The following is a 9,604-nucleotide window of genomic DNA, read 5'->3' on the forward strand; positions in this document are numbered from 1 at the left end:
CATTCAACGACGGCGAAACTTACAAAATACACTCCATCGGGATTATGAAACTTGTAATTTCGGCTCATGCAGGAAGCTTAATATTTCATGCTAATGTAGTAAAAACCTTCTAATACCACGCGATGCAATCGCGCGGGAGCGGGGAAGCAGGACACTTTTTGCGTCAAGTTATTTCAGGGTAAGACCTTGTAATTCTATGGCAAATTTCAGCTGATTGAGCGAGTAGATCTTTTTACCGTTTTGGTTTTGATAGATTTTTTTTCTGTCTAATAATATACTCCGCATACCAGCATTCATGCTACCTAAATAATCTAATTCATATGAATCTCCAATATAAATACAATTTGATAATGAAGCACCAAATTCTTGAGCTGCGTAAAAAAATATTTCTTTGGCAGGTTTTGAGAAGCCAATATCCTCAGGAACAATAATTTTCCTAAAAAAAGGAAGTAATTTGTTTTGTCTTAGTTTGTAAATCTGGTCTGAATAGATACCATTTGAAATAATACCTAGTTGATGATTCTTTAATTCTATTAATGTTGGAATTACATCAGGAAAAGCCTTGCAAGATTGAAGTAGCAATAAATGATATTGTTGATATACTTTTTCTGCTTCAGCTTTTGAAATTTTGAAGTCGTTAATTTTGCAAAATTCAACAATACTATTTAACCGATGTTCTTCTAAAGAAATTTTCCCTTCAAAAAAAAGATGTAAATTTCTGTTTTTAATAGTGATCCAGTTTTGTGGATTATTATTCTCAATTTTTAAATGTTCCTGACACATCTGCTCAAATGCGAGCAGATGTGCCGATTCACTATCAATTAATGTATCGTCTAAATCGAATAATATTATCATATTATTTTTTTTCAACTTCTGCATCTAAAGAATGAATACCAAACGAACCTTAAAGAATTGATTTAATGACAACTATTCACAAACTATATTATATGTATTATTTAATTCCAAACTCTACAAAAGTTGAGCTATCCCAGACATCTCCCTTATTCACATTGACAGGATCGTTTGGTACTATATTTCTGTAATATTTGTTATAATTAGTGACATCCCAGATAAATTGAATAGCAGAATCGTCAGATACATTAAACTCACTCTTTACTTTTGCGTAAGTACCATTCGTTTCATTCCAGATATGCACATTATTATTTGTTTCTTTTAATTTATGATCAGAAGATCTATTGAATTGACAAATTTGATATTTGTCAGACTGGCAAAATTCTTCCATATCAATTCCAATGGCAGAAAGTGACATATAACCGATTTCGATAGATACACTATCACACCATTCAATTCTGTTATATGTTTCGTATCCACTGTCCCTGAAGATTGAATTCTTAAAGTGAATTGATTCAACCCTATGATCATGATCTTGGGATTCGTTCTTTCTGAACGTTTTATGCATACTTGACTTTTGTATGTAAGAAAACTCAGTACATGGCTTTAAATGAAAACTATCGGCCAGATCCATCTGGGATAGCCGGATTCCATCAATATAAAAACTGATGTCAACTAATTGCTCATCGCCATGAAATCCTCCGGTAAAGTCAACGGCATTTAAAGCCTTATAAACACATTCTGATTCACCAGGAGCCAAAGCTACAAGCCCGGTCGATTGCATCTTCATACCATCAAACTCATATATAGATGCCCGCTGAAGTCTAAACTGATTCGAATAAACTTGTTCGGAAGTATCTATTTCGTGTAATATTTCAAATCCAAAATAGTAAATAGGGTTGATGCTATTTTGAACATATACAATAAATATCATTGGCTCTCTGTACTTTGATTTTCATATGTTACATAACACTTTTTAAAATCACCTCCCAATAGCGAAAGAGTGGCAGACAACAATAGTATAGAAAATACAATTTTTATCATTTTGATCTGTTGATTACTATTTCAAAGAAAAAATTCTATTAATTTATCTATCTGACAAGAAGAATGGTTCCTTTCCCCTGAAACGAATTATCCGCTACCCTTTCCCTGATTCTTCAAGTACTTTCTGCACCGAACCATGCATTAACAAAAGCCGACGGGCTTTTTCTTCTGAAAAACCCAGCTCCTCCACAATCATCCGGGTGCCTCGTTCCACCAGCTTTTCATTGGTTAATTGCATGTTTACCATCCTGTTCCCTTTTACCCTTCCTATTTGTATCATCAACGTAGTGGTAATCATATTCAGAATAATCTTTTGCGCCGTCCCCGATTTCATACGTGTACTTCCGGTAACAAATTCCGGCCCTACAATAACTTCAATGGGAATATCCACATTTTTTGCCAGGGCAGAGCCGGGATTGCTGGTGATACACGCAGTTAAAATACCGTGTTCCCGCGCATTTTTTACGGCGCCTATAACATAAGGGGTACGACCGGAGGCGGCTATTCCGACCACCGTGTCCCATTCCGTGATGTTATACTTTTGCAGTTCCTGCCAAGAGAGGTTTTCATCGTCTTCTGCCGATTCTACCGCCTTGCGAATGGCCTGATCCCCTCCGGCAATAATGCCGATAATCAAATCGTACCCTACCCCGTAAGTAGGTGGGATTTCAGATGCATCCAATATACCCAGCCGGCCACTGGTGCCTGCTCCTACATAAAAAAGACGCCCACCCTTTTTTATTCTCGGGACTAGTTCTGTCACCAGTTTTTCAATCTCCGGCATTGTCTTTCCTACTGCCGGAAGCACCTTTTTATCTTCATTGTGTATTCCCTCCAACAACTCCTGAATACTCAATTTTTCAAGGTTGTTGTAGGGTGAGCTCAATTCAGTAATACTGTTCATATTTTTTTAATTGAAGATGGTATTCCATCAATTTTAATAAAGGTTCCTGCAAAATCACTCCCGGAACCATATTTCGCTCCAAAAGTACATTTCTTAATTGTTCTTGAAAATGGAATGCTACCGACCCCACAAAACAAATGGATTGTTTTTCGAGTCCTTTGTATTGCTCCACATTTCTTGTCATAAAAGACTCAAATGCCCTACGCACAAGCCCGGCACAGTAACTCTTATGGATGTTTTCTTTTAAGAACGGAACGAATCCTGCCAAAAACTGGTTGGGTTTTCCCTGATTGTAAACACGGTTCAGGAATTCAGTGTATTCCAGCGGATACCTGGCCTGGAACTGTTCTAACAGTTCAGATGGCATAATCTTTTTAAGGTAGTCAGAAACCAACTGTTTGCCCAGTCCTGCTCCACTGCCTTCATCGCCTAAGATAAAGCCCAGCGGTGGTATATGGGTGGTAATTTTTTTCCCATCGTATTGACACGAATTGGAACCGGTTCCCAAAATGCAGGCTATACCTTCCTTTTTACCAAGCGTAGCCCGGGCTGCCGCCAAAAGATCACTCTGAACTTCAATCTCCGCTGTTGGAAAAAAAGAAAAAAGAGCCTCGCTGATGACCTGTGCCTTTCTAGCATCCACCACTCCTGAACCATAAAAAAATACCTGCTCCACTTTCCCTGAAAGTTGGGAAAATGAGCTTTTTTTCCATTCCTGAATAATATCTTCGGTAGTCCTGAAATACGGATTAATACCACCTGTGGAAATCATTCCCGGTGTATCTCCTTTATCGGAAAAACACCAGCTTGTCTTGGTGGCGCCACCGTCTGCTATTAGTATCATCTGGTTCTCCAAGTTTTAGTTAATAACAAGCCTGTAATCACTGTAACCATAGTTCCAATTAAAGTGTACCACGTCCAGGCAACTGAGGTGAAAAGAATAATATAAATCATCACAATAATACCTGTCATAAAAGCAGGCGTAGCATGTTTAATCTGTGGTTTGCGGAAAAGAACACCCAAAAAAAAGGTCCCCAGTAATCCGCCATAAGTAAATGATGCAATGGACAAGGCAAGTTCTACAACTACCTGGGAACTCTGCATAAATAAAATGGCTGAACCAATAAGCAGAAAACACCATATTCCCGTTATTAATCTGGAAATTATAATTTCATTGGCCTTATTTAGTCTTTTGTAGTAAGGTACCACATAATCATACATAGTTGTAGACCCCAGGGCTGTAATGGAACTTGAAAGAGTTGACATTGCCGCTGCAAAAAGGGCAGCAATAATCAATCCTGAAAGTCCTGTCGGCATTTCCTCAATTATAAACCTAGGGAAAACTTCATCGGGTTTGATATCTGCTCCGCCATAAAAAACAAAAAGCAAACTGCCGAGGAAAAGGAAAAGGGCAAATTGAAATATGATGATTCCCCCGGTGATTACCAACGCTTTTCTGCTGGCTTTAAGAGTGCCTGTAGCAAGCAACCGTTGGATAACAAGTTGATCGATTCCATGGGATGCCATAGACAAAAAAGCACCACCCAAAATGCTTGCAATAAAGGTATAGGGGGTTGAGATAAACCCTTTAAACCCGCCATCTACTGAAAAATTAAACACTTCATATTTGCCTGCTTTAAATGCCTCAGCCATTCCTCCTCCTATTCCTCCGCTCAGGTACCGGTTTACAACAATTATTGCAGCTATTGCTCCGATAAAATATATGAACAGTTGAACCACTTCCATCCAAACAACTGATTTTAGGCCCCCTGCAAAAGTATAGCTGTAAGTCACCAGGGCTATCAGGATGATTGAAATGATATAAATCCATTCATTTGTGAGGCTTTCTGCAATAAAAGTTTGCTTTAAAATAAGGGCAAGGGGAATAGCTGTAGCAAAAAGCCTTACGCCGTCGGCAGCCAGTCTTGTCAACATAAAAACACCGGATGCAAGATTTTTCATCGGTATTCCAAACCGATTTGCCAAAAAAGTATAAGCGGTTCCCAATTCTCCCTTAAAATAAGATGGGAGAATTACCCAGGCAACAACCACTCTTCCTAAAAAATAACCTAACGTAATTTGCAAAAAATTAAGGTTCGTTAAATAGGCAAGCCCGGGGATACTTATAAATGTTAAAGAACTTGTTTCGGTGGCGACTATTGAAAAACAAACAACCCACCAGGGAATCTTCTGACCTCCAAGAAAATAATCTTTAGTTGACACTTGTTTCCCGGCAACCTTAATTCCAAACCAGGTTATTCCACCCAAATAGGCTATTATGATGATGATATCTATAAATGTAAAATTCATATATGTATAGTTATTTTAGATTTGTGGGACACGGCAATACCATGCCGCAGAAACTGCAACTCAAAAACAAGGTTCACGAATATTTTCTTTGTATTAAATATCCATTACACAGAAGGGACGATTTCGACAATACATATCCCCTTAGGCTGAAGGGATATTTCCACATTAATTAATCCGTTGGAATATGAACCTAAAAGCTCTTTTCCGTTGGTTGTTCTAATGTAAATTTTCCCTTTATCCGATAATTTGTAATCTTCTGAGTTAATACTAAAATGAACAGGTAAAGTATCATCGCTTATACTTGCCAGAGCAATACCGACACTATTATCTTTTGCTTTCCACGTTCCGGAATATAAAAGAGAAACTTTTTTATTAAAGGTGGTAACGCTTTTACCTTTTCTTCCTGCATAAATGGATAATTTTGATATTTTTATTTCCTCTTCCGGATAGTCAATTTGGGGACTTCTGCAAAATTCTCCATATAGCAAATATTTCAGGGCCTGGTATCTTAATTTGGCAATGTCCAGCAAATAATTTATTTCTTCTGCTCTTTCAGAATTCAGGAAACTGTGATAATTAGCAATGGTAGGTTGCATTCCCCAAACAAATGCCCGGGCCTGTTCCATTAAAAATTGCTTATTGAAGTCTGCATCCAGTAGCTGTTCGGTTTCTTTCGGGGCATATTCTTTCGGCCACAGCTCATCGTAAGGAGGAGTAACCAACGAAGAATAACTTCCATAGGTTAGGGCGTATTCATGGTAAACAGCCTGAAAAAACGGGATGGTTTCCGTATTGGTAACACCAGCATACCGTTCCCGGCTCACTGGCAAAGTAAGAAAGGCATCCAGGTAGGGGATCCAGTTCTCTCCCGATCCTTCGCCGGCGAGAATGGGTTGGGTTTTGTCTGATACTGTCGCTCTTATTTGCTGCGTAAGATTTCCAAAATTTTCAACCCAATAATTTCCTCCCCCAATCTTATGCCCATGGCTTTTATCAAAACACATCCTGCTTAAACAAGCCTGATCCATATAGACGCCATTTGTTTGATACACATTTACTGCACTGTCGCACAATGAAGAATACTTATTTTTCCAGAATTCGGTTGCCATGCACATATTGGTCAGAGAATTTCCAGTGAAAATATTATAGGCATGCGATCGCATCTTTCCATTTATATCTTTCACAGAATAGGGTTGGGCACCTTCTGTCTTCCAGCTTCCGGAAGAGTCTCCCCACTGTATTGAATTCATATAAACGATGCATCTCACACCTTCTTCCTGGGCTGACTTTACAGCATTTTTGAAAGATTTACGCCCCTCTCTGGGAGGGAAATATTCGGGGAAATAATCATCGTACGAACAATGATGCCACCAATGCCAAAAAACATTGACAGGCAACCCCAACTTTTGCTTTAACTCTACAGCAGGAGTCAGTACATTATCTGATTTTCCCCTATTCCAAATCCACAAGGCCGTACTGTCCAACCAGGAAGGACTCAGTTCGTTTTTTAACCTGCTGTTATCACACCACTTTTGTTTTGTTCCCCATTCCCTATACAATTCTGCTGCCGTTATCCAATCTCCCTTGAATGAACCAATAATTGCCTTGTAAGAAGAATGATACGATGTTAAAGTTGAATCAAAAGTGGGGTAATTAATCATTTTATATTCGAGTGTATTTAATGTATCCAGCGTAACCGCAAAGTCTTTTGCAAAAGACAATGAATCATTACATGAGGCATAAAACCCGGTCAAATTGGGATTATATAAAGCGATTAACTGCATAGATAGTGACCCCGGGTAAGACCAACTCCATCGCTTTACTTTTGCATTACTCGCTGCAAGACTTTCCCGGGGATTTTTAACCAGAGAACCCATCCATGTTGGAATAGCCAGTTCTTCGTCCCCCAGGTTTTTTATGCCTTGAATACGGGGGAAGTCTATACTCTTTATTAAATTTCCTTTTATCCCCTCCGCTTTTATACTCCAATAGGATAATGCTTTATCCGGATCCAATGAAACTTCAGCCTTTACCTTAAGTTCTTTCATTCCTTCAAAACCTTCCCACTCCAAATTAAGAGTCAGTTCATTGGATTTTGAAAAGCTAAATTTCGTGGGGAATATCCCACTGCTTGATTCTGAGCCTGCCGATGAGGAGTGAAAATTTACCTCCCAGGGAAGCCCTTTAACCATATTTCTTTCGATAAATTCATAGGAATGACCTACATCTGAAAAAGAAATAAATTTGCCAGTCTCCTTTTCAAAACCCAGTTTTATTTTTCCATTTTCAATAAAAACAATTTCTCCGGGGCTTGAATTACTTTTACATTCCGTAAAAAAAACAATAATGCAAAGAGACATTATTAATAATGAGTATTCTTTAATTTCTTTCATCTTTTTATTTTTTACAATGGATTTACTCTTAATATAATGGTTGATTTTCCGTCCATATTAATTTTAATTGTTTTAGTAGAGTCTGACATCACAATATTATCCGTGGGGTTTATAACCTGTGCGGCAAATGGCAAACGTATCTTTTTTTCTCCACCATAGACTGAATGAATACAAAGCCAATTCCTTCCAACATAAAATACATCGCCTGAATGGATATAGATATGGACACCTGCATCTTCAAAAATTTTGCGCAACTGGGAATCGGATAAAGTAATAACATCCTTTCCCCTGGAATCATTCTTTTTATTAAAAATATATGTTCCTTCATTACCTGTCCAGATTACAACAATTCCTTTGTCCTGCCAGTTATGAATTCTTTCCCTTTCTTCTGCAGTTAGTTCAAGAAATCCCATAAGCCATATAACTTTATACTGATTAACAGGAATGCTTTCCACATCTGTGCGTAGGAAAAGATCGTATGAGGTGCCGGTTTTTGCCAACGGGTACCGATTTGAAAGAATCTGTTCTGCAAGTTGTCCGTAACTTGCATCCCAAAAACAAAGTTGTTCATCAACGATTACACATACCTGAGATTGCATCTGTTTTCCCTCTGCCATAGGAAATGAGGAATAAAATTCATTTGTTTTTTGGATAACCTTAAGTAATTCAGGACTGCTAAACCAACCTCCCCACATATCGAACCACCAGCCTCCGTAACCTTGGGTAAGCATCCTGCCCGCATTCTTCCATAAAAACGATGTTGAGGTTTCCATATCCTCCGGCCCCAGCCACACCCCACTTTCATACTGTCCGGGAGGAGCTACTTCCGGAGCCCTGTCTTTTAGCAAAGTAGTAATACTTGTGCGCGTATCATTTTCAGCAAGCCATAACTTTCCATGCAGTTGCACAGATTGTATTGCTACCATGGGTGGCCAGTCTTCGCCAATAACCCGGTTATAAACGTCTGGACTGGAGAGGTAGTCCAGGTATTTACATTTCAGCAATTTACCTAAAGCACCATGTCCTCTTCTCGGATCAGTAACATAATAGTGATAACCATAAAAAGCACCGGTTAAAAGCGTTCCATTACTTGTCTCTTTTACTATTTTACAAAAATGTATAATATTATCTACCAAGGTTTCTGAATGAAACTGATATGTATCAACCACCTTTTGTTCCCGCTCCGGATTCCTCCATCTGTGAGTTCTGCTTTCACTAATATTTCCAGGTTGTGCGGTACTAAAGGAAACCAAACTATCTCCCCACGATCCCTGAAAAGCTAACTCATCATCATTATATTTGTTTCTTAGCCATTTCCGAAATGCATTAAAACGAACTGGGTTTCTGTCATCATACTGTTTGGGATGGTAAAACCACTCCTCGGTAAAACCCGCTGCAACGTGTATTCCAACCAGGTACTTTGCATAAACAGAACCTGACAGCCAATTAATGCAACTCTTCAAAACCTCTCCTGTTTCTCTTTGCCATTTTTCAGAAGAAAAACATTGTCTGAAAGTACCTCCATCAGCAAGTTGACAGGAAGCATCCGGATTCAGTTTTTCCCACCAAAGGGGAGGATCGAGATAAATCCTGATAATAACTTTAGCTTGCGGATCAACTTTTATAATTTTCTCAAAATCTGTTTTTATACTTGAAAAGTCGTATTGCTCCTCTCCTGTCCACACAGGAGTGCGGAAAGTACCAATCCCTGATACCGAATTAATTCCTCTATCACCCAGATAAGCTGGAAAACAATAAAGATGAATGCCGGTTTCGGCTATCTCTTTATAATACTTTTGCTCACCCAAATATGACATGTATGCAAACGGGGGATAAAGTTGTTCATTAATAAACAATGCCGGGACACCAGCTATTTGTCTTACTTCTGTTTTATTTTGAGCATGGGATAAGCTACAAGCAAATAACAAAACAATAAGAACTTCACTGAAATAAAACTTCTTCATTTATTTTTTTTAAAGTATTATTTTAAAATAAAAATTGAAAATGGGAGTGTAATCTAAACTCTGTCTGGTATTTTTCTTTCATTCAAAATTAATTCATTTTCTGGATTATTAATCGTAAAAGCTTTTTTGAACGGGAT

Annotated in this window: 7 protein-coding genes; all 7 read right to left on the reverse strand. The window is 38.3% G+C overall.

The window, feature by feature from the left end:
• Positions 1 to 168 precede the first annotated feature (168 nt).
• Positions 169 to 855 (reverse strand): HAD family hydrolase, encoded by a 687-nt coding sequence (locus tag BUB08_RS19565; protein WP_175550055.1) that lies wholly within the window; start codon positions 853 to 855, stop codon positions 169 to 171.
• A gap of 97 nt (positions 856 to 952) precedes the next feature.
• Positions 953 to 1,786, reverse strand: coding sequence for a hypothetical protein (locus BUB08_RS19570; RefSeq protein ID WP_073003621.1), 834 nt, complete (start codon positions 1,784 to 1,786; stop codon positions 953 to 955).
• 204 nt (positions 1,787 to 1,990) lie between these two features.
• A complete protein-coding gene (gene murQ / locus BUB08_RS19575) occupies positions 1,991 to 2,800 on the reverse strand; it encodes an N-acetylmuramic acid 6-phosphate etherase (RefSeq protein ID WP_073003622.1) in 810 nt (269 codons plus the stop codon).
• Positions 2,784 to 3,644: a hypothetical protein gene (locus BUB08_RS19580; protein WP_073003623.1), complete on the reverse strand. Its 861-nt coding sequence runs from the start codon at positions 3,642 to 3,644 to the stop codon at positions 2,784 to 2,786. The genes murQ and BUB08_RS19580 overlap by 17 nt, the downstream gene beginning before the upstream one ends.
• On the reverse strand, positions 3,641 to 5,110 hold the full coding sequence (locus BUB08_RS19585; RefSeq protein WP_073003624.1) for a sodium:solute symporter: 1,470 nt from the start codon (positions 5,108 to 5,110) through the stop codon (positions 3,641 to 3,643). The genes BUB08_RS19580 and BUB08_RS19585 overlap by 4 nt, the downstream gene beginning before the upstream one ends.
• A 104-nt stretch (positions 5,111 to 5,214) precedes the next feature.
• On the reverse strand, positions 5,215 to 7,503 hold the full coding sequence (locus BUB08_RS19590; RefSeq protein ID WP_073003625.1) for a DUF6259 domain-containing protein: 2,289 nt from the start codon (positions 7,501 to 7,503) through the stop codon (positions 5,215 to 5,217).
• Positions 7,504 to 7,514: 11 nt separating this feature from the next.
• Complete coding sequence (locus tag BUB08_RS19595; protein ID WP_073003626.1) at positions 7,515 to 9,467, reverse strand: beta-galactosidase; 1,953 nt, start codon at positions 9,465 to 9,467, stop codon at positions 7,515 to 7,517.
• Positions 9,468 to 9,604 lie beyond the last annotated feature (137 nt).

The sequence above is a fragment of the Mariniphaga anaerophila genome (assembly GCF_900129025.1).
In the GTDB taxonomy this organism is placed as follows: domain Bacteria; phylum Bacteroidota; class Bacteroidia; order Bacteroidales; family Prolixibacteraceae; genus Mariniphaga; species Mariniphaga anaerophila.